This window comes from Vibrio coralliilyticus, assembly GCF_024449095.1.
Taxonomy (GTDB): Bacteria; Pseudomonadota; Gammaproteobacteria; order Enterobacterales; family Vibrionaceae; genus Vibrio; species Vibrio coralliilyticus_A.
This window is the reverse complement of sequence record NZ_CP024627.1, coordinates 2,632,868-2,658,773: the sequence shown is the minus strand read 5'-3', so window position 1 is coordinate 2,658,773 and position 25,906 is coordinate 2,632,868. Positions and strand designations below refer to the sequence as shown.

17 protein-coding genes and 1 tRNA gene are annotated in these 25,906 nt (G+C 45.8%); 8 read left to right on the top strand and 10 right to left on the bottom strand.

The features are described 5' to 3' along the window. Nucleotides 1-98 precede the first annotated feature (98 nt). Complete coding sequence (locus CTT30_RS12520; protein WP_252035303.1) at nt 99-1,097, bottom strand: phage major capsid protein; 999 nt, start codon at nt 1,095-1,097, stop codon at nt 99-101. A gap of 10 nt (nt 1,098-1,107) precedes the next feature. Then, nucleotides 1,108-2,457 carry a phage major capsid family protein gene (locus CTT30_RS12515; protein WP_252035302.1) on the bottom strand — a complete coding sequence of 450 codons (1,350 nt, stop codon included), beginning with the start codon at nt 2,455-2,457 and terminating at the stop codon, nt 1,108-1,110. A 488-nt stretch (nt 2,458-2,945) separates the two neighbouring features. Between CTT30_RS12515 and CTT30_RS12510 the strand changes: the two genes are divergently transcribed. Beyond that, complete coding sequence (locus CTT30_RS12510) at nt 2,946-3,239, top strand: hypothetical protein (protein WP_252035301.1); 294 nt, start codon at nt 2,946-2,948, stop codon at nt 3,237-3,239. Nucleotide 3,240: 1 nt separating this feature from the next. After that, the gene (locus CTT30_RS12505) at nt 3,241-3,603 is read left to right on the top strand and encodes a hypothetical protein (RefSeq protein WP_252035300.1); all 363 of its coding nucleotides are present in this window, start codon (nt 3,241-3,243) and stop codon (nt 3,601-3,603) included. 24 nt (nt 3,604-3,627) lie between these two features. Here the strand turns inward: CTT30_RS12505 and CTT30_RS12500 are convergent, their stop codons facing one another. The 3 genes from CTT30_RS12500 to CTT30_RS12490 all read right to left on the bottom strand — a co-directional run bounded on the left by CTT30_RS12500 (nt 3,628) and on the right by CTT30_RS12490 (nt 6,029). Beyond that, a complete protein-coding gene (locus CTT30_RS12500) occupies nt 3,628-3,918 on the bottom strand; it encodes a type II toxin-antitoxin system RelE/ParE family toxin (protein ID WP_252035299.1) in 291 nt (96 codons plus the stop codon). Then, entirely contained in the window at nt 3,899-4,126 is a 228-nt protein-coding gene (locus tag CTT30_RS12495) for a TA system antitoxin ParD family protein (RefSeq protein ID WP_252035298.1), read from the bottom strand. The genes CTT30_RS12500 and CTT30_RS12495 overlap by 20 nt, the downstream gene beginning before the upstream one ends. 571 nt (nt 4,127-4,697) lie before the next feature. Then, the gene (locus tag CTT30_RS12490; RefSeq protein ID WP_252035297.1) at nt 4,698-6,029 is read right to left on the bottom strand and encodes a tyrosine-type recombinase/integrase; all 1,332 of its coding nucleotides are present in this window, start codon (nt 6,027-6,029) and stop codon (nt 4,698-4,700) included. Nucleotides 6,030-6,342: 313 nt separating this feature from the next. Here CTT30_RS12490 and CTT30_RS12485 point away from each other — a divergent pair. The 6 genes from CTT30_RS12485 to truB all read left to right on the top strand — a co-directional run bounded on the left by CTT30_RS12485 (nt 6,343) and on the right by truB (nt 12,790). Beyond that, nucleotides 6,343-6,419 (top strand) — tRNA-Met (locus CTT30_RS12485). 212 nt (nt 6,420-6,631) lie between these two features. After that, a complete protein-coding gene (gene rimP, locus CTT30_RS12480; protein WP_239837751.1) occupies nt 6,632-7,087 on the top strand; it encodes a ribosome maturation factor RimP in 456 nt (151 codons plus the stop codon). Nucleotides 7,088-7,111: 24 nt separating this feature from the next. Beyond that, nucleotides 7,112-8,599, top strand: a complete 1,488-nt coding sequence (gene nusA / locus CTT30_RS12475; protein WP_239837750.1) for a transcription termination factor NusA — start codon at nt 7,112-7,114, stop codon at nt 8,597-8,599. Nucleotides 8,600-8,621: 22 nt separating this feature from the next. Next, nucleotides 8,622-11,315, top strand: coding sequence for a translation initiation factor IF-2 (gene infB, locus CTT30_RS12470; protein ID WP_252035296.1), 2,694 nt, complete (start codon nt 8,622-8,624; stop codon nt 11,313-11,315). Between the two features lie 114 nt (nt 11,316-11,429). Then, nucleotides 11,430-11,843: a 30S ribosome-binding factor RbfA gene (rbfA, locus tag CTT30_RS12465; protein ID WP_239837748.1), complete on the top strand. Its 414-nt coding sequence runs from the start codon at nt 11,430-11,432 to the stop codon at nt 11,841-11,843. Beyond that, nucleotides 11,843-12,790 carry a tRNA pseudouridine(55) synthase TruB gene (truB, locus tag CTT30_RS12460; RefSeq protein ID WP_252035295.1) on the top strand — a complete coding sequence of 316 codons (948 nt, stop codon included), beginning with the start codon at nt 11,843-11,845 and terminating at the stop codon, nt 12,788-12,790. Before rbfA ends, truB begins: the two co-directional genes overlap by 1 nt. Nucleotides 12,791-12,855: 65 nt before the next feature. Here truB and CTT30_RS12455 read toward each other — a convergent pair whose 3' ends face one another. From CTT30_RS12455 to gltB (CTT30_RS12435), 5 genes are all read right to left on the bottom strand, one after another. Continuing rightward, on the bottom strand, nt 12,856-13,284 hold the full coding sequence (locus CTT30_RS12455) for a DUF1499 domain-containing protein (protein ID WP_252035294.1): 429 nt from the start codon (nt 13,282-13,284) through the stop codon (nt 12,856-12,858). Nucleotides 13,285-13,374: 90 nt separating this feature from the next. Then, on the bottom strand, nt 13,375-14,787 hold the full coding sequence (locus CTT30_RS12450; protein WP_252035293.1) for a glutamate synthase small subunit GltD family protein: 1,413 nt from the start codon (nt 14,785-14,787) through the stop codon (nt 13,375-13,377). A gap of 20 nt (nt 14,788-14,807) precedes the next feature. Next, a complete protein-coding gene (gltB, locus tag CTT30_RS12445) occupies nt 14,808-19,271 on the bottom strand; it encodes a glutamate synthase large subunit (RefSeq protein ID WP_252035292.1) in 4,464 nt (1,487 codons plus the stop codon). Nucleotides 19,272-19,702: 431 nt separating this feature from the next. Next, entirely contained in the window at nt 19,703-21,172 is a 1,470-nt protein-coding gene (gltD, locus tag CTT30_RS12440) for a glutamate synthase subunit beta (protein WP_252035291.1), read from the bottom strand. Continuing rightward, nucleotides 21,172-25,722, bottom strand: coding sequence for a glutamate synthase large subunit (gltB, locus tag CTT30_RS12435; protein WP_239875178.1), 4,551 nt, complete (start codon nt 25,720-25,722; stop codon nt 21,172-21,174). Before gltB (CTT30_RS12435) ends, gltD begins: the two co-directional genes overlap by 1 nt. Nucleotides 25,723-25,906: the final 184 nt, after the last annotated feature.

Sequence of the window (25,906 nt, the reverse complement as noted above, 5' to 3'; positions counted from 1 at the left end):
AGCTATGTTTTTTGATTTCATAATTCACCAGAAATAAAAAAGCGCTCTATAGTGAGCGCTTACGTGTGATTTCTCTCTTTGATAAGAAAAAGAATTGCCTACGGTACCGGTGTGACATCTGGACCACTCCAACCTATGACCAATGAATTATTACTCAATGAATGGACTGAATATTTCGTTTCGTAATAAATAGAAGTTGCACCTTTTACGCTTACGTTATCAGCCACCATGTTTTCTGAGCCTTCAAGCTCATTTACTGTTACTGCTGCATTCATATCACCATAAAGCACCCAAGGAACGGCTCCAGTTAACGAGTAATCAGGGATTCCATCAATGACAACGATTGCTTTATCAAGCACATCATAGTAACTAAGAATCTCGCCGTTAAACTCAATCGGTGTTGATTTAAGTGGTAGAAATCCATCAGCATCTCGCAACTTTTTAATCATGTTCATCGTATTCTGAGAAATAAGATAAACCGCATTATCTGAATAGTTGCTGTTAACTTCTGCCTGCATATCTAAAAGCGAATCAATGAGAGCTGCTGCGGTTTCTGGTGACTCACTTGGGTCTATAGGTAAGTCGTCCCCTTGGCTATCTAAGTCACTATTAATAGGCGTCTTCACTGCCTTAAAATATGCCGGGTCTCGTGTCTCTTCAGGCTTCCAACTTTCACCAGTATCTACTTCAGGATCAAAATGAAGTGGGCCAAGAATAGTGGAGATTAAAAAGGCGGCTTTATCGGCCGCCTCTTTTAGTGTGATATCGTCTTCAATAGTGGACTGAAGTGGAACTTGAGATTCATTCCATATCTCATTTGAAATAACCCCCGTATCATAAGTGAATTTATTAAACGAGCCTTCTGAGCCATGGAATATATTTCCTACTTTATCGGCGTGAAATAGCATTACTGGTTCTTTTTCACCTTGGCTTGTTACCGTTCCGGTATTGGCCATACGCAAAACGCGTGAGTTTTCACGCGCTCGAATATGAAGGCGATCAGTAACAAGCTCTTGAATCATTTCTGGGGGAACTTGTTTCCCTTGCTCAATCTTATAATGAGTGTATTTAATATCGTTGTGAGATCGTTTGTACATTGGCGACTCCTTATGCTGCTAAGACATAAACACGCAGAGCGTCATGATTGTTTACAGCTGTTCCATGCCATACTTCTTGATAAATCGTTAGAGCGCCTTTATTGGTGTATGGCTCAACATGGTAATGCTCGTGAAGCATTAAACGACCAATTGCTTCTTCCATGTGGCCCACGAATAGCGCTGGTTCATTTACCACACCAAACGATTCAGCCATATTATCGACGATAACAACTTCCATTGTTTCCACATGGGTAACGCGAGCATCACGGAAGTTTTCACGGTAAAGCGGGTTGCCGTCAGCGTCTTCGGCCATCTCGAAAACCTGCAACATTTGCTTGTTCATATAGATATTCGGTTCCATGCCGTATTTGTTCACTGACAGAGAATTCTTCATATCTAGAATATGAGTTCGAAAGGTTGGCCAATCCACAGAATCTGGAGTATTACCGCCCGGAAGCGTGCCATCAACACCAGATTTAAAGACCTGTAAATACTGCTGATCGCGTGTGTCGTCATCGAGCAAGGATTCTGCAAAAGTGTTGGTATAATCAATGATGTCTCGACAGATACCGCGCACGCCTTCGTCATAAGCATCTGAAACCAACGAATCACCATAAAGGAATTCGATCTCAACTTGCTTAGTCATGTCATCGACAACTAAGCGATTTATCGCATCAATAACCGGTTCATTAAGAATACTTTCATTGATGAACTCGTTAGAAATGATGAAATGCTTATGTGGTTTGAAGCTGTGGAACATCGAGCGAACAAAAGTTGGCGCGTCAGTTTGGTCTGGCGGTGGGATGATCCCATCGACTTCAGCGAACGTTCCGTCACCTGTGCGGGTGTCTAGTTGGATAACCTCACTATTACGCGTCGAGTTTGCGCCAAGAATAGGGATGTTTTCGATCAGGTTACTATTTGTGTCTATCGTGTAGTTAACGCGATCAAACAATTGTTCCTGAATAACTGCCGCATTGTTGCCTGTGTGCATGTTCTTGTAAGAAAGCTCGCCAGTTCTCGATTTCTGTGGCTTCCAGCCTTTAGACTCCATGAACTGATTGAACGTCTCTTGGCTCTTCGTCTTTTGGAAGTTGTTGAAGTATTCGCAGAGCTTTTCCGCAAAATGGTGTTTTGCTTCCTTGAGTTCTTGCGGCTCGTCATTGGTTATAACATCTGATGCTACCCGGCCTCGCTTTGATTCGATATCAGCAATGATGTTCTTCAGCTCGTCGATATCTTCAGCATATTGAGATTTAAACTTTGCGTCTTGATCCAACAAATATTCAGCGACATCCTTTGAAAATTCAGCCGCGCCATTATTGTCTTCTGAGTAATTCTTAATATTTGGTTTTCTCATATGAGTCCCATAAAAAAGGCCGCATAAAGCGACCTGATTGAAAGATTTTAGGCATTAAAAAACCCGTCACAATGGACGGGTTAAATAATGTTCGATATGTAGCTGTTCATATATAGCTTTAAATAGGGTTTTTACCCTTAATGGGTGCAATATGTCTTAATTTAAGGGGTAGAAGTTCTATAGGTATATATATGACCAGTATGGGAAATATAACATAAAAAAATGACGAAAAAACACCCACAGAGGGTGAAGATAGGAATTATTTAAATTTATTTTTATTTTGTTAATAAATTCAGTGAAATAGAAATTGATTGAATGTTAATAAATGTTAATGTCTCGACTGTCATCAAATAAAGCTAAATCTTAGCTGAGCATCACGTATTAAAATGAACCGTCAATTCGTCTAGAAGAAACGTGGTTTCGTCACTCATAACAAAGTGATACTTGTTGTATATTCCATAATTTGAATTCAGGTAAAAGGTTCCGATATGGCTGATTATGGTCTGTTACTCGATGCACTTGGCTCGATGGGTAATCGAATTGTCGATAAATACAAAGCGAACAAGCAGTATAAAACGCTGGTCCCTATGATTAAGAAGATGCTTCACCAGGGGACGCCATACAACGATCCGATTATTCAGAACGCGGTGAAGGCATTAGCTGATACGGCGCCAATGGGTTTAGTCGGCCGTAACTTTGAGCGGCGTTACTTGCGAACCCGTGATGACTTCCTTAGACTCCCAGACGATCCAGATCGAATCATGTGGGGTTATTGGTGGTAGTATGTTGAAATTCGTCTTTTGGCTGAACTTGTTAATCACTCCGGTTTCGCTGATTATCTTGCAGTTGACCGGTGAAATGCCGCTTGTTCTTCAGGAAGAATCTAACAGGCTAGAAAGTTACTCCCTGATAGCCTCTATAATCATCATAGCGGGGCTTTACTGCTCGGCTTATGGTGTTGAGGTCAGTAGTCACATTAAGCGTGCTGTCATCGTTTATGTGGGCTTCTATGCCATTTATGACACGTTGGTTGAAGTGGACCTTCAGAACATGGCCGGGGGCTTTGGTACGCTCCCCGCATTAATATTCATGTGTACCATGTACGCTCTGACGTTCTTCAGCCTGTCCAAGATGCCGACCAAATAAAAAGCCCCGAAAGGGGCTTTTTTACTACTTTAAATCTCGGTAGAAATTTTCGTGACTACCTAGAGCCATTAAGGTCAGCGTGAGCGTTCCGTCTTCGTCATATTTGTAGCCTAGTAACGTTAGTTGCTTGGCCATCTTGAATTTATGAACTCTAAGAAAGGACAAATCACCTTTCTTTCTCTCTCCAATGTCCGGTTTTTCTATCACTTCTTTTACAGCCTTATCCAGATCTTTTTTCTGGTTGGCGTGTAACTTCTTCACCGTCTTTTGAAAAGAACGGGTTTGCTCAACCTTACTAACCTTCGCTAAACTCATATGTCGTTACCTGACCTGATTCAATTTCGGCTTTAGCGATGATGGTTTGAAGAACGAACTCATAAGTTAAATCTGGATTGTCTTCCATCATTTGACCTATTTTTGCCCAATGCTCAATTTGCTTTGGGGTAGTTCGAGAAAGAGCTTCACCAATAACGGCGGCTCTATCTACAAGACCATTATCTAGCCTTACACTAGTTGTAGGCATATCACTCCTATCTGCATACCATACTCAAAATAATTGTAGCAAGGCGCATCAATTGATGCAAGTTGCTACAAAGTGAAAGCCGCTAAGGTTTTTTTGTTACTCGATAGGCGTTAGGGTTATCGGCTCCCGGAATGCCTAAAGAATAATTCTTATGAGAAATGATACCCGAGGAACCCTGATATTGTGCAGCTCACAATGAGCGTAATTGCTATGTTATTCTCGAACCATTCATCGAGATTTAGCCAGCCGCGAGACTTATGGCTATAAGTACGACAATGACTAGAGTCAGCCACACTATCCGATTTACAATCGTCAAGATGTCTCTTATCGTGGTTAGCTTCTGTTTGTCCATTCTTAACCCTAACTTTCAATAATTCGATATTGGCTTTCGTGTTGGCCATCCGCTCGCTGGCAAACTTCCAACGGGAACATCCAACGATATATTTCTCAAGTCGTATATGAAGTAATGCTACCCGATATCGTAGTAGCTCAATGCGCCGTGCATCATCCATGCTTATAACCTTCTCCAAAATTTCTCCAAGTTATCTCCTAGGACTCGTCAACTTTTCTCCTAATTATCTCCATTTGAGGCTGGTTGTTGATAGAGAATAAGAGTTGCAATATGTTTCATTATGTCGGTTTCCCATACCTTGAACATGGCCTCTTTCAATTGTTCCCCGTTTTTCCCCTTGGAGTAACGAGAGAGGATCATCGGAGTTCGTTTGAGGTTTGAACCGCTATTTCCAGCCAACTGGGCTGCTGTTCTGTCATCAAGATCTGCGTGATCAATCGCAGTTCCAAACAAGTGGCGAGCTGAGTGAAGACAAACAGTGTCGTCTTTAATTCTACTATTGAACCTTTTAGAAAATCTTTTACCGAATGGATCTGAATATTTTGCTTCTCCCTTTTGCTCTCGCTCCCTAGAGTCTTTAAAAATTAGAGCTTCGGGATCTAAGTGCTGTATTAGCAATTCGATTTCCGTTGATAAGGAAGGGTGAACGGGTAATACTCGCAAAGCTGCTTCGGTCTTTCCTTCTTCACCTACCAACATAAACATACCGTGTTCTGATACGGCTATGTCTTTTTTCTTAACTCTGAAAACCTCTTCACGTCGACACCCTGATGTGAGCAATAGGTGGGTTGCAAGCCAATCTTCATACTCTTTCGTGTTGTGTTCAAATAAAACACTGATAAGGGTAACTTCGGCTTTGGTAAAAGGTCGTCTCTTCTTTTCTGGTTTAGCGCCTTCGGTTTTCAAACCCAAAAATGGTGAGTCTGTGAAAACGAGATCTCTTTCTTGCGCATCCGTCCATAGCTTACTCAAATGAGTACAAAACGCTGCAAACCTCTTCGTGGACATATTTTTCTTGAAAAGAACCAAATCTCGAAACTTTGCAGCCATTGATTTAGTTATTTTAGATACTGGGCAGTCAGTAAGATTTCCATTTGCTTCTAGAAAGAGTTCTAGGGCTGTTTTCATAGTTCCTATTGAGTTCTTTAAGTTTTTTGTTTCTTTAGCATCAGCGTTGTTTAAGCGACGATGCTGGAGCACTTCCCATCGTTCATATAGGGCTTTTAGGGTAGTGTGATTGTCGTTAGAGTTTGAATCTAATGGCTGGTTGGGAGTTGGGCCGTCAACATAGCTTTGAAGTCGTTCGATGATGTCGGGCAAAACAAGCTGTAACTGTGGGAGAACTTCAACAGGGTTAAAATCTTGCTCCTTTTGGAAGTAAATAAGCCCTTGTAAAATATCTCTGCGCCTTTGTGCTTGCCTGATCGAAAACGTTTTAAGTGATTTTTTGATGGCTTTACTCGAACCAATTAGCGAACCCGCTGTTTTATTCAGGTTACAGTGCCAATAATAGACTCCTGACTGCTCTCTGATGTTTGTTCTGTTTGTCATGATGGTTATATTTTACGAATACTTAGTGCTCGGAAATTTACACGAAAAAAAACACCTGTAAAACGCTTGGGGTTACAAAAATAGTTACCTAAAACAATGGCTTACACTCATTTTGAGTGTGTTGTTTTATGTTTGTTTTTGGTGTGTTTTTAATCAACCTGTTATGATTCAGAAACTTATTGATTGACTTCGGGTGAAATAAGTTTATATTTCACACCCATTGCGAGTGTCTTGCAGAGAGTCCCTCTCTCGGCACCATTGTTTACAAACTTGTAAAACACCTTGGAGAGCGTATAATGCTCGACAAGTCGGACGCGGGGTGGAGCAGCTTGGTAGCTCGTCGGGCTCATAACCCGAAGGTCGTCGGTTCAAATCCGGCCCCCGCAACCAATCCTTTACTGGATGTGGACAAGTTTGCACAGTCGCTAATAGCAACTGTGAGTTAAGCAAACTTTGATTGCTTAACACATCAGGGTCCAGCATCAAAAAACCCCGACTTTCGGGGTTTTTTGTTATCTAAATTTCTGTATCGCAGAAATTTGGACATTGCTTGGAATTTAAATTGGGCTCTGAGCCCTTTTTTTGTTTCTGGAGTGGTTTAAATGACTGGTTTAGAAAGACAACTTACTGAAATGCTTGAAGCTCCAGTAGCAGCATCAGGTTATGAGTTAGTTGGATTAGAATTTATTCGCGCAGGCGAACATTCAACGCTACGTATCTTTATTGACCATGAAAATGGCATCACTGTGGATGACTGTGCAGAAGTTAGCCGTCAGGTTAGCGCAGTAATGGACGTTGAAGATCCAATCACCGTGGCTTACAACCTAGAAGTGTCTTCTCCAGGTTTAGAAAGACCACTTTTCAAAGCAGCACACTATGAACAATTTATTGGTCACGAGGTAAGCATCGTTTTGAAAATGGCTGTTGGCAACCGTCGTAAGTGGAAAGGTGTTATCCACGCTATAGAAGGTGAAACAGTAACAGTTACTGTGGACGGCAACGCTGAAGAGTTTGCTTTGAGCAATATTTCAAAAGCTAACCTGATCCCTAAATTTTAATTAAGGTCTTAGAGGCTATTTAAAATGAGTAAAGAAATTTTAGCGGTAGCAGAAGCGGTATCGAACGAAAAAGGGGTACCTCGTGAGCGCATCTTTGAAGCCCTAGAGATTGCTCTAGCTACATCTACAAAGAAAAAGCACGAAATCGAAATCGATGTTCGTGTTGAAATTGACCGTAAGACCGGAGAGTTCGATACTTTCCGTCGTTGGTTGGTTGTTGAAGACGTTGAAAACCCAACAAAAGAAATTTCACTTGAAGCTGCACAGTTTGAAGATGAAACTATTGAGCTGGGTGCTTATGTTGAAGACGAGATCGAATCCGTCACGTTTGACCGTATTACGACGCAAACTGCGAAGCAAGTAATTGTACAAAAAGTACGTGAAGCTGAGCGCGCACAGATCGTAGAGCAGTTCATCGACAATGAAGGTGAATTGGTTACTGGCGTAGTGAAAAAGGTTAATCGCGATACCATCGTTCTTGATCTAGGTAATAATGCTGAAGCGGTAATCTTACGTGATGACCAGCTTCCTCGTGAAAACCATCGTCCAGGTGACCGTGTTCGTGGTCTTCTTTATCGAGTAGCGCCAGAAGCGCGAGGTTTCCAACTATTCATCACGCGTTCTAAACCAGAGATGCTGGCAGAACTATTCCGTGTTGAAGTGCCGGAAATTGCAGAAGAGATCATTGAACTGAAAGCTGCAGCTCGTGATCCAGGTTCTCGTGCGAAGATCGCTGTGAAAACAAATGACAAACGTATTGACCCTGTTGGTGCGTGTGTAGGTATGCGTGGTGCACGTGTACAAGCGGTTTCTGGCGAGCTAGGTGGCGAGCGTATTGATATCGTGCTTTGGGATGATAACCCAGCTCAGTTCGTTATCAATGCAATGGCTCCGGCTGATGTGGCTTCTATCATTGTTGATGAAGATGCGCACGCAATGGACATCGCGGTTGAAGCGGATAACCTAGCACAAGCAATCGGCCGTAATGGTCAAAACGTCCGTTTGGCTTCTCAACTTACGGGTTGGGAACTGAACGTGATGACAGTTGAAGACCTACAGAAAAAACATGCTGAAGAGTCTCAAGCGTCAATCGAAAACTTCATGAAGTATCTAGATATCGAAGAAGATTTCGCTCAATTATTGGTTGAAGAAGGCTTTTCTACTCTGGAAGAAGTCGCTTACGTACCTGTAAACGAACTTCTTGAAGTGGATGGTCTAGACGAAGACTTAGTTGAAGAACTACGTAGTCGTGCTAAAGATGCCCTTACCACCCTAGCACTAGCTCAAGAAGAGTCTTTTGAAGGCTTAGAGCCAGCAGAAGATTTGCTTGGCCTTGAGGGGCTAGAGCGTGAGATGGCATTTAAACTAGCGGCTAAAGGTGTAGCAACACTGGAAGACCTAGCAGACCAAGGTATTGATGACCTAGAAGGTATCGATGGCCTAACTGAAGAACGTGCGGGTGAGCTTATTATGGCAGCTCGTAACATCTGTTGGTTCGGCGAAGACGCATAATATTCAGCAAGGAGGAAGCGGCATGACACAAATTACTGTTAAAGCACTGAGTGAAGAAATTGGTACACCAGTTGACCGCTTATTAGAGCAACTTGCTGATGCTGGTATGACAAAAGCGAGTGCAGATCAGGTGACTGAAGAAGAGAAGCAAAAGCTTCTTACTCACCTGAAAAAAGAGCACGGTGATACTTCTGGTGAAGCTGAGCCAACTCGTTTAACTCTACAGCGTAAAACTCGCAGCACACTCAGCGTTAATGCTGGTGGCGGCAAGAGTAAGGATGTTCAAGTAGAAGTGCGCAAAAAGCGCACTTATGTGAAGCGCAGCACTATCGAAGACGACGCAAACCGCGAGGCTGAGGAAGCAGCAAAGCGTGAAGCTGAAGAGCTTGCGAAGCGTGAGGCTGAAGAGCTAGCAAAACGTGAAGCTGCAGAGAAAGCACAACGCGAGGCCGAAGAAAAAGCGAAGCGAGAAGCGGACGCAAAACGTGAAGCTGAAGAAAAAGCCAAACGCGTACAAGCTGATAAGGCTAAGAAAGACATGAATGCAACAAAAAGTGCAGAAGTGAACGCGCAAGCGAAACAAGAAGCTGACGAACTGAAACGTCGTCAGGAAGAAGAAGCACAGCGTAAAGCGGAACAAGAAGCAGCTAAGCTTGTTGAAGAAGCTCGTAAGCTGGCGGAAGAAAATGAAGCTCGCTGGAGTGAAGCGGAACAGAAGAAGAAAGAGCTAGAAAACTCTGACTACCATGTCACGACTTCATCTTATGCACGTGAAGCAGAAGATGCCGCTGACCGCCGTGAAGAAGGTGGCCGTCGTAAGAAGAAGAAGAAAGCTTCTGGCAACGATGAGCAAAACAACCGTGGTGGTCGTAACCAGCGTGGCGGTAAGGGCCGCAATAAAGGTAAACTGGCGAAACCTGCTTCAATGCAACAAGGCTTCGATAAGACAGCAACAGTTGCTAAAGCGGACGTTGTTATTGGTGAAACTATCGTGGTTTCTGAGCTGGCAAGCAAAATGTCAGTAAAAGGCACGGAAGTCATCAAAGTTATGATGAAGATGGGCGCTATGGCGACTATCAACCAGGTTATTGACCAAGAAACAGCGGCACTTGTTGCTGAAGAAATGGGCCATAAAGTTATCCTGCGTAAAGAGAATGAGCTTGAAGAAGCGGTATTGTCTGATCGTGATAGCAACGCAGAAGCGGTTCCACGTGCACCAGTTGTGACTATCATGGGCCACGTTGACCATGGTAAGACATCGACACTAGACTACATCCGTAAAGCACACGTTGCTTCAGGTGAAGCGGGCGGTATTACACAGCACATCGGTGCATACCACGTTGAAACTGAAAACGGTATGATCACTTTCCTTGATACTCCTGGACACGCGGCGTTTACCGCAATGCGTGCTCGTGGTGCTCAAGCGACAGATATCGTTGTTCTAGTAGTTGCTGCAGACGATGGCGTAATGCCACAAACCATCGAAGCGATCCAGCACGCGAAAGCGGCAGGTGTGCCTCTGATTGTTGCTGTGAACAAGATCGATAAAGAAGATGCGAACCCAGATAACGTGAAGAATGAGCTAGCTCAGTATGACGTTATTCCTGAAGAGTGGGGCGGTGAGAACATGTTTGTTCACATCTCTGCCAAGCAGGGTACCAACATTGATGGTCTACTAGAAACTATCCTTCTACAATCTGAAGTTCTTGAGCTTACAGCGGTAGAAGAAGGCATGGCATCTGGTGTGGTTGTTGAATCTCGCTTAGATAAAGGTCGTGGTCCTGTTGCTACTGTACTGGTTCAGTCTGGTACGTTGAACAAAGGCGATATTATTCTTTGTGGTCAAGAATATGGCCGTGTTCGTGCAATGCGTGACGAGAATGGTCAAGAGATCTTTACTGCGGGTCCATCTATCCCTGTAGAAATCATAGGTCTGTCAGGTGTGCCAGCATCTGGTGACGAAGCAACCGTTGTACGTGACGAGCGTAAAGCGCGTGAAGTTGCTAACTACCGTCAAGGTAAGTTCCGCGATGTGAAACTAGCACGTCAACAGAAAGCCAAACTTGAGAACATGTTCTCTAACATGGCTGCTGGTGAAGTTGCTGAGCTTAACGTGGTACTTAAAGCTGACGTTCAGGGTTCGGTTGAAGCAATCGCAGATTCTCTAGTGAAACTTTCTACTGACGAAGTGAAAGTGAACATTGTAGGTTCTGGTGTAGGCGGTATCACGGAAACGGATGCCGTTCTAGCAGCCGCGTCGAATGCTATTATCCTAGGCTTTAACGTTCGTGCTGATGCGACAGCTCGTCGTGCTGTAGAGAACGAAAACCTTGATCTACGTTACTACTCAATCATTTACCAATTGATTGATGAAGTGAAACAAGCCATGGGTGGTATGCTTGCTCCAGAATTTAAGCAAGAGATCATTGGTCTTGCTGAAGTACGTGACGTGTTTAAGTCACCGAAACTGGGTGCTATCGCAGGTTGTATGGTTACGGAAGGCCTTATCAAACGTAACAACCCTATCCGCGTACTACGTGATAACGTTGTTATCTACGAAGGTGAGCTAGAGTCACTGCGTCGCTTTAAAGATGACGTTCAAGAAGTTAAGAACGGCTACGAATGTGGTATCGGCGTTAAGAACTACAATGATGTTCGCGTTGGTGACCAAATCGAAGTATTTGAAGTCGTTGAAGTGAAACGTACTCTAGACTAATTGACTATAATTACAGGCTTACTTATTGATAGTTAAGCTGTAATTGGTTGTTGAATACGCCATGGGGGGTTGGAATTTATCCATCCCCCCATTCTTTCTAATAAGAGAAAAGATATGTCAAAAGAATTTAGCCGAACGCAGCGCGTTGCACAGCAGCTGCAAAAAGAACTTGCGATGATCCTTCAGCGTGAAGTTCGTGATTCTCGCTTAGGTATGGTGACCATTTCTGATGTAGAAGTGTCGCGTGACCTAGCTTATGCCAAAGTGTTTGTCACTTTCCTTTGTGTGGGCGAGCAAACACCAGAGTCTTGCCTAGAAGCACTACGTGAGCATGAAGTGCACATCCGTATGATGCTAGGTAAGCGTATCCGTTTACGCTTGACTCCTGAAATTCGCTTCCATTACGACAATACACTTGTCGAAGGTATGCGTATGTCTAATTTGGTCAGTGAAGTGATCAGTGAAGACAAACGAAAACAGCAAGATGCTGGTCGTGAAGATGAGAATTCGGAAGAAGGTAACGCGTAATGGCTCGTCGTCGTAAAGGTCGTCCAATTAATGGTGTTGTCCTTTTAGACAAGCCAACAGGTATTTCATCGAATGATGCTCTGCAGAAAGTAAAGCGCATCTATTTTGCTGAAAAAGCCGGACATACCGGCGCTCTGGATCCTCTCGCGACAGGCATGTTACCCATCTGCCTTGGTGAGGCAACCAAGTTCTCTCAATTTCTATTAGATTCAGATAAGCGTTATCGAGTGATCGCTAAACTGGGTGAGCGAACTGACACCTCTGATTCCGATGGAGAAGTGGTTGAAACTCGTCCAGTTAGTGTTTCATTAGAGCAACTTGAAAAGTGTATTGATAAGTTCCGAGGTGAATCTGATCAAGTCCCATCGATGTTTTCAGCATTGAAATACCAAGGGAAGCCACTTTACGAATATGCTCGTCAAGGTATTGAAGTACCTCGTGAATCGCGAAAAATCACTGTATACGAAATTATTCTGCATCGTTTTGAGGGTGATGAAGTTGAAATGGAGGTCCACTGCTCAAAAGGGACTTACATTCGTACTATCGTTGATGACCTCGGTGAAATGCTGGGATGTGGTGCCCACGTTACTATGCTACGTCGTACTGGGGTTGCGAAATACCCATATGAGAAGATGGTCACTTTAGAGCAGCTTAATGAACTTTTAGAGCAAGCGCATCGTGATGAAGTCGCGCCTAAAGAGTTGCTTGACCCTCTACTACTGCCAATGGACACTGCCGTTGAAGATTTACCTGAGGTGAACCTAAACGCTGAGCTAACAGATTTAGTGCAGCATGGTATGCCAGTACAAGTACTCGGTGCTCCAGAAGGGACTGCGCTGCGTATGACGTCTGGTGACGAGAAGCTTTTTATTGGTGTTGCTGAGGTTAATGATGATGGTAAAGTCGCACCAAAGCGTTTAGTTGTCTTTCGTGGTGACGCTGAGTAATCACTAATTACGAGTACAAAAACCGAAGCTTAGTGCTTCGGTTTTTTATTATGCAAAGAAACGCTTTACTCTATAAGATTTCTGGCTTGAAGAGCTTCTCTCAGTTGTTCAGCACGTTTACGGTTCACGCCAAAGTCTGAATAGCCAACGCGAGACTCGGAACGAACAATCAACTGATTAGCCTCTATTTTTAGCTCTAAATCGTCCACAAAGCGCATGATCTTGGATGTGCACTCGATTCGCAGATAATTGCCTTCTTTCACCGCTGTCTTCGCGCCTGGCAGTTCAAGTGCCACTTGCTCAATGGCATCGATGTTTGCGGATTCGGTTAAGGTGAATGGTGCTAGGTTGTATTCTTCACGTGTGTCTTGGGTAGAAACGCAGTTTGGTTTGTCACCACAAGGTAATTGAGAACGATCCGTCATGGTTGTGACTCCTTGGCTACAAGCAGTTAAGCCGAGCAAAGTGATAGAAAGGAGAGCGGATTTTTTCATTGTTTTATTCCTTATATTACGAACTTAATTATATGTAATAAAAGAAAAAGGGATCCAATTGTAGGATCCTTTTTGAGACGTTAGCTGGGATTAAACTTCAAGGTAATCGAGAATGCCTTCCGCCGCTTTTCGACCTTCATCAATCGCAGTGACGACTAAATCTGAGCCTCGTACCGCATCGCCACCCGCAAAGATCTTTTCGTTGCTGGTTTGGAATTGGAACTCTTGTTTCGCAGGAGCTTTGATACGCCCCCATTGATCCAACTCGACATCAAATGGTGCTAGCCAATCCATTTTGTGCGGCTGGAAACCAAACGCCATGATCACGACGTCTGCTGGTAGAACGTGCTCACTGCCTTCGACGGGTTCTGGATGTCGGCGACCTGCGTCATCAGGTTCACCAAGGGCAGTTTTTACCACTTTGACCCCTGAGACTTTGCCCGACGCATCCACTTCAATTCCTAAAGGCTGAAGGTTGAACATGAACTTCACGCCTTCTTCCTTGGCGTTTTTCACCTCGCGGCGAGAGCCTGGCATATTGGCTTCATCACGACGGTAAGCACATACAACGCTTGATGCGCCTTGGCGGATAGAGGTACGAACACAGTCCATTGCGGTATCACCACCACCGAGTACCACTACGCGTTGTTTTGCCATGTCGATAAAAGGTTGGTCGTGCTCCAAGCCCATGACCTTGTACGTATTTGAAATCAGGAATGGCAGAGCATCGTAAACGCCCGGCGCACCTTCATTTTCGAGTCCTGCACGCATGTACTTGTAAGTACCAACACCCAAAAAGACCGCATCGTACTCATCAAGTAGCTCTTGCATTTGCACATCTTTACCTACTTCGACATTCATCTTGAACTCCACACCCATCTCGGTGAAGACGCGACGACGGTTTTCCATCACGCCTTTTTCAAGCTTGAATGAAGGGATACCGAAGGTCAGAAGGCCTCCAATTTCAGGGTAGCGATCAAATACGACAGGTTTGACGCCATTGCGCACTAGGATATCGGCAGCGGCCAAGCCGGCTGGGCCTGCGCCAATGATGGCGACCTTTTTATCGGTCCATTCCACCTTCGACATATCTGGCTTCCAACCCATTTCGAAAGCTTTGTCGGTAATGTATTTTTCAATGTTACCTATGGTGACTGCGCCAAAGTCATCATTGAGAGTACAAGAGCCCTCACACAGGCGATCTTGTGGACAAACTCGACCACAAACTTCAGGCAAGCTGTTGGTTTGGTGGGACAGCTCAACAGCTTCAAGAATACGGCCTTCATTGGCAAGCTTTAGCCATTGTGGAATGTAGTTGTGGACAGGGCACTTCCATTCACAGTAGGGGTTACCACAATCTAAGCAGCGATCCGCTTGTGCAGTCGCTTGTTGCTTGGTAAATGGCTCATAGATTTCAACGAACTCGATCTTCCGAACTTTGATAGGCTTCTTCGCAGGATCTACGCGTTGAACATCGATAAATTGATAAACGTTCTGACTCATGATTCAAACATCCTCCATGATTACTGGGCTTGAACGCGCAGTTCTGCGGCACTGCGACTCTGGTGACCAAGTAGCGTACGCAAATCCGCCGCTTGAGGCTTCACCAAGTAGAACTTTGGAATCCATTCATCAAAGTTCGCCAAGATATCTTCTGCGTGGCTAGAGCCGGTTTCTTCAAGATGTTCGGCAATCAGACCGCGCAAGTGCTCTTGGTGGATGTAGAGATCCGACAGAGAAATTGCTTCAACCGATTCGTTGTTCACGCGACCTTGGAAGTCTTGGTTCTCATCCAATACGTAAGCAAATCCGCCAGTCATGCCTGCGCCAAAGTTCACGCCTGTCGCGCCAAGAATGGCAACAATACCGCCGGTCATGTACTCACAAGCGTTATCGCCAGCGCCTTCAATGACAGCAATCGTACCTGAGTTACGTACGCCGAAACGCTCACCGGCTTTACCCGCCGCAAACAACTTACCGCCAGTTGCCCCGTACAGACAGGTGTTACCAATGATGGTCGCCTCATTACACTTAAATGCAGTGCCAAGGTGAGGTTTGATAACCACCTTACCGCCAGCCATGCCTTTACCTACGTAGTCGTTGGCATCACCAGTGAGGTAAAGCTCTACGCCACCCGCGTTCCAAACGCCAAATGACTGGCCTGCAGTACCATCTAAGTGCAGTTTGATTGGCGTCGCCGCCATGCCTTGGTTGCCGTAACGCTGAGCGATTTCACCGGATAGGCGAGCACCAATAGAGCGGTCGGTGTTGATCACGTTGTAGAAGAAGCTAGCAGATTGACGTTTCTCAACCGCTTGTAGCGCATCTTCAATGATCTTGTTGTTGAGCTCTGCTTTATCAAATGGTGTGTTTGGCTGTGTCCAATAAAGAGGGTGTCCTTCTAGAGAGACTGGTGCCTCGAGGATATTCGACAAATCCAGCTTGGTTTGTTTTGCTGTTAGACCTTCAACGGTTTCCAACAAATCGGTACGACCAATCAAGTCAGTCAGTTTTTCAACACCAAGTTCAGCAAGTAATCCGCGCACTTCGTCCGCCAGACCGATGAAGTAGTTCATCACCATTTCCGGCAGGCCCTTGAAGTACTCTTTACGCAATGTCTCGTCTTGAGTTGCAACGCCAGTAGCACAGTTGTTGAGGTGACAAATACGTAGGAACTTACAACCCATTGCCACCATTGGTGCAGTACCAAAACCGAAGCTTTCGGCACCGAGAATCGCCGCTTTCACCACGTCTAGGCCAGTTTTTAGGCCGCCATCTACTTGTAGACGGATCTTATGGCGTAGACCATTAGCAACCAGTGCTTGTTGTGTCTCTGCCAGTCCCAATTCCCAAGGGCTACCTGCGTATTTCACTGAAGTTAATGGACTTGCTGCGGTACCGCCGTCGTAACCCGAGATGGTAATAAGATCAGCGTAAGCTTTCGCGACACCTGTTGCGATGGTACCGACACCTGGTTCAGAAACTAACTTCACCGAAACCAGCGCATTTGGATTGACCTGCTTTAGGTCGAAGATAAGCTGAGCTAAATCTTCAATCGAATAAATATCATGGTGCGGAGGAGGGGAGATCAGAGTCACCCCCTGTACCGAATAACGCAGTTTCGCGATTTCTGCGGTGACCTTGTGTCCTGGTAACTGGCCACCTTCACCCGGCTTCGCCCCCTGTGCCACCTTAATTTGCAGTACATCTGCATTGGTAAGGTAGTGAGGCGTTACACCAAATCGCCCAGAAGCAATCTGCTTGATACGTGAGTTACGCTCTGTACCGAAGCGACGTGGATCTTCACCACCTTCACCAGAGTTAGAGTAGCCACCGAGACGGTTCATCGCTGTTGCAAGTGCTTCGTGCGCTTCTGGGCTAAGTGCGCCAATGGACATCGCCGCAGAATCAAAGCGTTTGAAGAGCTCAGTGCTAGGTTCGATTTGCTCAAGTGGTAGCGGTGAGTCTGATTTTTTCAGCGCCATTAAGTCACGCAGCATAGCAACAGGGCGTTGGTTCACCTGCTTAGCAAAGCTCTGATAATCGTTACTTTCACCTGATTTCACCGCAGTTTGCAGTGTGCCAACCACGTCTGGGTTGTAGGCGTGATATTCACCACCGTGGACATATTTCAATAAGCCACCATGCTCGATGGCTTTTCGTTTCGCCCAAGCTTTACGAGAAAGGTTATACAAGTCTTGTTGGAAGTCGTCGAAGTTCGCGCCTTCAATACGAGTCGTCACGCCTTTAAAGCATAAATCGACCACTTCTTGGCTTAAGCCAACCGCTTCAAATAGTTGTGAGCAGCGGTAAGAGGCGATGGTAGAAATCCCCATTTTCGACATGATCTTGTACAGACCTTTGTTGATGCCGTATTGGTAGTTTTGCATCACATCGCGATAGTCTTTTTCTAGCGCTTTATCATCGATCAGCTTACCTAGCGCTTCATAAGCAAGGTATGGGTAAACTGCAGTGGCACCAAAGCCAAGCAAGACGGCAAATTGGTGTGGGTCACGTGCTGTGGCTGTCTCAACAACAATGTTGGCATCACAACGTAAGTTGGCATCAATCAAGCGAGTTTGAACCGCACCGACTGCCATTGCTGCAGGAATTGGTAGCTTGCCTTTGACTAAAGCGCGATCTGAAAGCACAACCAGAACTGTGCCTTCACGTACGACCTGTTCGGCTTGCTCACACAGATCATCAATGGCTTGTTTAAGATCTTTCTGTTGTGGATCATAGTTGATATCGAGAATGGTATTACGGTAGTGATCATCACCAAGCTCGAGTAACTGCTGCATGTCGGAATAAAGCAATACTGGTGAATCGAAGGTCACTCGGTAGGCGTGGCCATCGGTTTCACAGAAGACGTTCATCTCCTGACCAATACTGGTCGCCAGTGACATTACGTGTTTTTCACGCAATGGATCGATTGGCGGGTTGGTTACCTGAGCGAACTTCTGGCGGAAGTAGTCCGTTACCAAGCGCTCTCTAGACGATAAGACGGCCATCGGGGTGTCATCACCCATGGAGCCGACCGCTTCTTGGCCCATGTCACCAAGGACACGCAGTACTTGATCGACTTCTTCATTGCTCATAGCGAATTGCTTTTGATAAGTCTTAAGCAAGTCTTCATCAAAGCTACGTTCACCCACTTGATCTTCAGGTAGCTGAGCAAAAGGTGTGAGTTTGCGAACGTTGTTTTCCATCCATTCGCGATAAGGGTGACGAGATTTCAGGTCGTTATCAATCTCGCTCGATTGCCAAAGCTTACCTTTTCTAGTGTCGATAACCAGTAGTTCACCAGGACCAACACGGCCTTTCTCGGCAACTTCATCTGGAGCGTAATCCCAAATCCCCACCTCAGAAGCCAGAGTGATCAACTTGTCTTTGGTAATCACATAGCGTGCAGGACGCAGACCATTTCGATCTAGGTTACAGGCAGCGTAACGGCCATCGGACAGTACGATACCTGCCGGGCCATCCCATGGTTCCATATGTTTGGAGTTGAAGTCGTAAAACGCTCGCAGATCCGGATCCATATCTGGGTGGTTTTGCCATGCTGGTGGCACAAGCATGCGCATCGCACGGAAAATATCCATACCACCAGCTAAAAAGAGATCCAGCATATTATCTAGGCTGGAAGAATCTGAACCTGTCTCGTTCACAAATGGCGCCGCAGTTTGTAAGTCAGGTAGCAGTGGTGATGAGAACTTGTAAGCCCGAGCACGAGCCCATTGGCGGTTACCTTCGATAGTGTTGATCTCACCATTGTGAGCAAGGTAGCGGAATGGTTGAGCCAGCGGCCAACGAGGTTGAGTATTAGTTGAAAAACGTTGGTGGAACAGGCAGATAGCGGATTCCATGCGTAGATCAGCAAGATCAAGATAGAAGCGCGGTAAGTCCGCCGGCATGCACAAGCCTTTGTAGACCAGAACTTGTGTCGACAAGCTACAGATGTAGAAATCAGGATCTTCGGTGATTTGTTTCTCGATGCGACGACGTGCGATGTAGAGGCGACGTTCAATGTCACGCTCGCGCCAACCTGCCGGAGCAGAGATAAAGACTTGCTGAATGTTTGGAAGTGAATCGGCGGCTATTGGGCCGAGTACTTCTGAATTGGTTGGTACTTCACGCCAACCCGCAACAGTTAACGTCTCTTGTGCGAGTTCTTTGTTGACGATGTCCTTCGCAAGTTGGGCTTTGACCGGGTCTTGATTGAAGAAAAGCATCCCTACGGCATATTGCTTGCCAAGGTTAAAGCCATTTTCTTCAGCGATAAGGCGTAAATAGGAATCGGGCTTTTGTAATAGAAGGCCACAACCATCACCGGTTTTACCATCAGCAGCGATACCACCACGATGAGTCATGCGATCTAATGCCGAAATTGCCGTACGAACCAGTTTGTGACTTGGTTGCCCATCCATGTGCGCAATCAGACCAAATCCACAGTTGTCTTTCTCAAGACTAGGATCATATAAAGCCATTGCAATTCTCCCTTTGCTTCTCTGTCTTCTAGACAGAACTACCAACATGATAAGGGTTGGTATATATGACTAACTATGCTTTTAATTTGTTAAATTTTGCATAAATAAACACAAAATCTTCTTTATTATTTTACAAAATAAGATGAATTCATTTTCATCGACTTCACAACGTATAGCTTATGATAGAAAAGGTCAAGTTTTTGGTGATTTATCACGCCAATGTTCTATTTACCACTTAATAATCTGAAAACTTCTTTCTTATCATATGGATACATTTTTCATTGTTACACTTTTTTAACAATTGAATCTGGCTTAAATAAAAAAGACCAGCACATTGTGCTGGCCAGAATGGAAAGTTTGGAAGGATTGATTAGCTATTTGTTTAATACCCAGAATCATTCATTATTGGTTAGTTCTGGGGATTATTTGGTTTACGCAGACAACATCAGTGAATCCGCTTTTGCTTCTAGGTTTGTGCCACCCATTAGGTAATCATCGATAGCACGGGCACATTCGCGACCTTCGTTGATACAACGAACCACCAAAGATTGGCCTGTTCGCATATCTCCAGCAGCAAATACACCTTCTTGGTTGGTAGCAAAATCTTGAGTTGCTACGTTACCCCGATCATCTAGCGCGATATCCAGTTGAGCAAGTACGCCTGTTGGTTCTGGGTGTAGGAAGCCCATCGCTAGAAATGCCATATCACACGGGATAACACGCTCGCTGCCTTCTACTTCTTTAAAGCTTGGACGCTCGCCATGCTTCGCATCTTGCCAAACGATATCAGCTAGACGAAGGCCAGTGACTTCACCTTTGTCATTGCCAATGAACTCTTTGGTTAGGATGTTCCAGTGACGATCAACGCCTTCTTCATGAGACGTTGAAGTACGCAAGATCATTGGGTACTGTGGCCATGGCATATTAGCAGGGCGTTTTTCTGGTGGAATCGGCATGATTTCAACCTGAGTGATGCTTGCTGCGCCGTGACGGTTTGATGTACCCACACAGTCTGAACCAGTATCACCACCACCGATAACCACAACATGTTTACCCGCAGCGTGAATTTCTTCCGTTTTCAGGTCCATGTTATTGGCGCGACGGTTGTTTTGACCTAGGAATTCCATCGCGAAGTGAACGCCTTTTAGTTCACGACCTGGAACGGGCAAATCACGTGGAACGGTTGAGCCACCAGTTAGCAGAACCACATCGAACTCTTGACGCAGTTGCTGAGCATTTACATCAACACCGACGTGTTGGTTTACTTTAAACTCAACGCCAGCTTCTGCCATTAGGTTGATCTTACGATCAATCACGTCCATACCCAGTTTGAAATCTGGAATACCAAAACGTAGCAGACCGCCTACTTTCTCGTCTCGCTCGAAGACGGTCACAGTATGACCTGCGCTGTTTAGCTGCTCAGCCGCCGCAAGGCCAGCAGGACCCGAACCGATGATCGCAATGGTTTTACCTGTGCGAGAACGTGGTGTTTTTGGTTTGGCGTACCCTTCACGATACGCCGTTTCTACGATGGTTTTCTCGATATTACAGATGGTGATTGGATCTTGGTTGATACCAAGAACACAAGCACTTTCACACGGAGCTGGGCAAACACGACCAGTAAACTCTGGGAAGTTATTGGTTGAGCTCAGAATGTTCCATGCTTCTTCCCAGCTATCACGATAAACCGCATCGTTAAATTCTGGGATGATGTTACCGATAGGGCAGCCGTTATGACAAAACGGCACACCACAATCCATACAGCGAGAAGCCTGAGTATTGATCTTGTCACCAAACTCCTCGTTTAGAACGAACTCTTTGTTGTTCTTGATGCGTTCAGCTGGGTCGATCTTCTGTGGTAGTTCACGACCATGCTCTAAAAATCCAGTAGGCTTACCCATTATACGGCCTCCACTTGAGTTTCGTTTCCTTGAGACTGTGCTTCAGCTTTGCGTTTTTGAAGAACCGCTTTGTAATCACGCGGCATTACCTTAACCATAGAGGCTAGGCTTGCTTCAAAATTGTCTAGGAAAGACTGAGCGACTTCACTTCCTGTGAATTGAACATGCTTAGTTAGCATGTCGAGTAATAGATCTCTGTCTTCTTGCTCGATTGGATCTAGGTCTACTAGCTCTGGGTTCAGTTTTGACTCAAAGTCGCCTGATTTATCCCATACGTATGCCACGCCGCCACTCATACCAGCAGCAAAGTTACGACCTGTTGAACCAAGGATGATGGCTGCACCGCCTGTCATGTATTCACAACCGTGATCACCGACGCCTTCTACTACGACTTTTGCGCCTGAGTTACGAACACAGAAACGTTCACCAGCCATACCGCGAATGAAAGACTCACCCGAAGTTGCACCGTAGAAACACACGTTACCAACCACGATGTTGTCTTCCGCGACAATGCTTGATTTCGCATCTGGGTAAAGTACTAACGTACCGCCAGATAAGCCTTTACCCCAGTAGTCGTTCGCGTCGCCTTCCACTTCGAACTTTACGCCCTTAGCTAGAAATGCACCGAATGACTGACCCGCAGAACCTTTGAACTTCACGTTCATTGGCTGAGGTAGACCTGCATCCTTGTACACTTTCGAGATTTCGTTCGACAACATGGTACCTGCAGAGCGGTCCGTGTTAACAATAGGGAACTCTGCATTCACCGCTTCGCCTTTCTCGAGTGCAGGAATCGCCGCTTGAATCAGCTTGCGGTCTAGCACTTCTTCTAGGTTGTGGTTCTGCTCTGCTTGGTTGAATACGCCATCAGCTTCACGTGGCTGTTCAACGTGGAGAACAGGAGACAGATCTAGGTTCTTGTATTTCCAGTGAGAAACGTCTTGGCGAATCTTCAGCTTCTGACCTTGACCGACCATCTCATCGATAGTGCGGAAGCCAAGTTCAGCCATGATTTCACGCAGACCTTGTGCCATGTATTGGAAGAAGGTTACGACGTCTTCTACGCGACCATCAAAGCGCTCACGAAGCGTCTTGTTTTGAGTTGCGATACCAACAGGACAAGTGTTCTTATGACACTTACGCATCATGATACAACCTTCAACCACCAAGGCAGCGGTTGCCACGCCCCATTCTTCTGCACCGAGTAGTGTTGCGACTGCTAGGTCGCGAGGTGTTTTCATCTGACCATCCGCTTGAACCACGATACGGTTACGCAGACCGTTCTTCAGTAGCGTTTGGTGCGTTTCTGCCAAACCAAGTTCCCAAGGAAGACCGGTATGACGAATTGAAGACATTGGTGATGCACCAGTACCGCCGTCAAAACCTGCGATTAGTACAACGTCTGCTTTCGCTTTCGCTACACCAGAAGCGATCGTACCTACGCCTGCTTCCGATACCAGCTTCACGTTCACACGACCTGCACGGTTCGCGTTCTTCAAGTCGTAGATCAGCTGAGCCAAATCCTCGATTGAGTAGATATCGTGGTGTGGCGGTGGCGAGATAAGACCAACGCCCGGAGTAGAGTGACGTGTTGCACCGATCCAATCGTCTACCTTATCGCCTGGTAGCTGACCACCTTCACCTGGCTTCGCGCCTTGAGCCATCTTGATTTGTAGCTCATCAGCGTTGGTTAGGTAGTAAGAGGTTACGCCGAAACGACCTGAAGCCACCTGCTTGATTGCAGAGCGTTCCCAATCGCCGTTCTCTTTGCGCTCGAAACGCATTGGGTCTTCACCGCCCTCTCCTGAGTTCGATTTTGCGCCAAGGCGGTTCATCGCAACAGCCAGTGTGGAGTGTGCTTCGTAAGAAATAGAACCGAATGACATTGCACCTGTCGCGAAGCGTTTCACGATGCTTTCAATTGGCTCGACTTCGTCGATAGAGATAGAACCGGCTGGGTTCTTAATGAATTCTAGCTGGCTACGCAGGGTTACCGCGTTGTCACCTTGCTTATCTACGGCTGTCGCGTACTGCTTGAACTGATCGTAGTTCTTGTTGCGTGTAGACTCTTGCAGTAGAGAAATGGTTTCTGGGTTGAAGAGATGCTTCTCACCACGCTGTTTCCATTGGTAAACACCGCCAACATCCAGCATTTGAATTGGGATTTCGCGTTGTGGGTAACCGATGCGGTGACGGATCAGCACTTCTTTGGCGATATCATCAAGGGTGAGACCTTGAATACGAGAAACCGTACCTGTGAAGTACTTGTCGACTACTGACTTGTGGATACCCAAGGCTTCGAAGATTTGCGCACCGTGGTATGATTGTAGCGTAGAGATACCCATCTTCGAGAAGATCTTCAGAAGACCGCCATTAATCGCTTTACGGTAGTTGTTGAACAGATCGCGAGGGTTCGCTTCTGGATCCAACTTCTTCGTACGTTGAAGTTCAATGATGGTTTCAATGACTAGGTAAGGGTTAACCGCATTCGCACCGTAACCAAGTAGCGTTGCAAAGTGGTGCGTTTCACGCGCGTCACCGGTTTCAACCACGATGTCACACTTCGCACGTAGACCTTTGCGGATCAAGTGGTGGTGAACTGCGCCCACTGCCAGCATTGCTGGGATCGCCGCGTGGTTTGAGTTCACTGCACGGTCAGTGAGTAGGATGATTGAGTAACCATCGATAACCGCGTCTTCTGCGTATTGGCAGATACGTTTTAGTGCGCGCTCAAGCTTGCCTTGATCTTCATTGGCTTGGAACACGATATCCAACGTCTTAGCTTGTAGGTGCTCGTTATCGATCGCACGCAATTTCTCAAGCTCAGAGTTCGCCAGAACAGGCGATTCCAATTCAACTTTCTGACAGTGAAGTGGTGTTTCAGTCAGAAGGTTTTGGTCTTTACCCAAGTAGGTGTTCAGCGACATAACCATACGCTCACGTATCGGGTCGATCGGTGGGTTAGTTACCTGTGCAAACAGCTGCTTGAAGTAGTTTGAAAGATGCTGAGACTGATGAGAGAGAACCGCAAGAGGCCAGTCGGCACCCATTGCTGACAATGGTTCTTTTGCGTCATTCGCCATTGGAACGATGATTTCGTTCACTTCTTCAGTGCTCACACCGAAAGCTTGCTGACGATGCAACAAACGCTCTGGAGAAGGTTGGCTGAACTGGTTGCTCGCATCTGGCAGCTTCTTCAAGCTCAGTAGGTTTTCTTCTACCCACTTCTCGTAAGGCTGCGCCGTTGCGATGGTGTCTTTCACTTCTTCATCAGAGATGATGCGACCTTGCTCTAGGTCTGCAACGAAGATACGACCTGGTTGCAGACGACCACGGAACTCTACGTTCTCTGGTTCAATATCCACAACACCAGATTCAGATGCCATCACTAGGAAGTTATCTTTGGTCACTGTGTAGCGAGAAGGGCGCAAACCGTTACGGTCTAGTGTCGCACCAACTTGAACACCATCAGTAAAACATACTGAAGCAGGACCATCCCATGGTTCCATGATGTTCGCGTGGTACTGATAGAACGCGCGACGTTTAGGATCCATGTTTTTGTTTTCTTGCCATGCTTCAGGAATCATCATCATCAATGCATGTGGCAGGCTACGACCAGAAAGAACTAGGAGCTCAAGTGCCATATCGAAGTTAGATGAATCCGAGCTGCCTTCCTGACAGATTGGAAGAAGCATGTCGATTTCAGCCTGAGTAAACAGGTCTGATTCTAGGATTGCTTCACGGGCTTTCATCCAGTTCAAGTTACCGCGAACTGTATTGATTTCACCGTTGTGGGCAATGTAACGGAAAGGCTGTGCAAGACGCCATTTCGGGAAGGTGTTGGTAGAGAAACGAGAGTGTACTAGTGCTAGTGCAGTCACCATGGTCGGGTTTTGCAGATCAAGGAAGTACTGAGGTACTTGCTCGGTCGTTAACTGACCTTTGTACACCAATGTCTTGTAAGACATTGAGTTAATGTAGAAGTCGTCACCAATGTTCGAAACGCTTTCTAGGCAAACACGTACAGTGTAGTTACGAAGTACGTACAGTTTGCGCTCTAGCTCTTCAGGTGTGATGCCAGGGCCACCAGAGATAAACACATGCTCAAACTGAGGCTCTGTGCTTAGTGGGTCTGCACCGATCATTGAGTTATCGGTTGGCAATACACGGTAGCCGATAACTTCAAGATCTAGACGCTGTGCGTTACGTTCTAGAATGTCACGGCATTGTTCGCGTTTGTATTCGTCTTTCGGGAAAAGAACGACACCAACACCATACTTTTCAAACGAAGGCAATTTAATGCCTAACTTAACGGCTTCTTCTAATAGGAATTCATGAGGTTTTTGTAGCAAGATACCTGCACCGTCACCGCTGCATGGATCACAACCTTGACCACCACGGTGCTCCATGCGAGCCAGCATATCCAATGCTTGAGTCACAACTTCATGAGATTTACGGTTTTTCAGGTGAGCAACAAAACCGATGCCACAAGCGTCATGCTCCAGCTCAGGAGTATACAGACCTTGCGAATTTTGCTCTCTATCTACCATAGATACATCCTTCCAGTTCAATAGGCGCAAATGAGTTAGTCGAAACCAGCTTTGCGTCCAGTCCTTTATTTTTTATGATTCGAAGTCTTCCGAAGTTGGCGACTTTGATTCCATTCCGTATCTCGCAGGAAAAATATTGCGAGAAAAACAATCCTTGGTGTAATCCATGTTTTTTGTATCACTA

Coding starts and splice junctions, on each gene's coding strand:
- CTT30_RS12520 (WP_252035303.1), bottom strand. CDS start 1,097: ATGTACAAACGATCTCACAACGATATTAAATACACTCATTATAAGATT.
- CTT30_RS12515 (WP_252035302.1), bottom strand. CDS start 2,457: ATGAGAAAACCAAATATTAAGAATTACTCAGAAGACAATAATGGCGCG.
- CTT30_RS12510 (WP_252035301.1), top strand. CDS start 2,946: ATGGCTGATTATGGTCTGTTACTCGATGCACTTGGCTCGATGGGTAAT.
- CTT30_RS12505 (WP_252035300.1), top strand. CDS start 3,241: ATGTTGAAATTCGTCTTTTGGCTGAACTTGTTAATCACTCCGGTTTCG.
- CTT30_RS12500 (WP_252035299.1), bottom strand. CDS start 3,918: ATGAGTTTAGCGAAGGTTAGTAAGGTTGAGCAAACCCGTTCTTTTCAA.
- CTT30_RS12495 (WP_252035298.1), bottom strand. CDS start 4,126: ATGCCTACAACTAGTGTAAGGCTAGATAATGGTCTTGTAGATAGAGCC.
- CTT30_RS12490 (WP_252035297.1), bottom strand. CDS start 6,029: ATGACAAACAGAACAAACATCAGAGAGCAGTCAGGAGTCTATTATTGG.
- rimP (WP_239837751.1), top strand. CDS start 6,632: ATGACTGGTTTAGAAAGACAACTTACTGAAATGCTTGAAGCTCCAGTA.
- nusA (WP_239837750.1), top strand. CDS start 7,112: ATGAGTAAAGAAATTTTAGCGGTAGCAGAAGCGGTATCGAACGAAAAA.
- infB (WP_252035296.1), top strand. CDS start 8,622: ATGACACAAATTACTGTTAAAGCACTGAGTGAAGAAATTGGTACACCA.
- rbfA (WP_239837748.1), top strand. CDS start 11,430: ATGTCAAAAGAATTTAGCCGAACGCAGCGCGTTGCACAGCAGCTGCAA.
- truB (WP_252035295.1), top strand. CDS start 11,843: ATGGCTCGTCGTCGTAAAGGTCGTCCAATTAATGGTGTTGTCCTTTTA.
- CTT30_RS12455 (WP_252035294.1), bottom strand. CDS start 13,284: ATGAAAAAATCCGCTCTCCTTTCTATCACTTTGCTCGGCTTAACTGCT.
- CTT30_RS12450 (WP_252035293.1), bottom strand. CDS start 14,787: ATGAGTCAGAACGTTTATCAATTTATCGATGTTCAACGCGTAGATCCT.
- gltB (WP_252035292.1), bottom strand. CDS start 19,271: ATGGCTTTATATGATCCTAGTCTTGAGAAAGACAACTGTGGATTTGGT.
- gltD (WP_252035291.1), bottom strand. CDS start 21,172: ATGGGTAAGCCTACTGGATTTTTAGAGCATGGTCGTGAACTACCACAG.
- gltB (WP_239875178.1), bottom strand. CDS start 25,722: ATGGTAGATAGAGAGCAAAATTCGCAAGGTCTGTATACTCCTGAGCTG.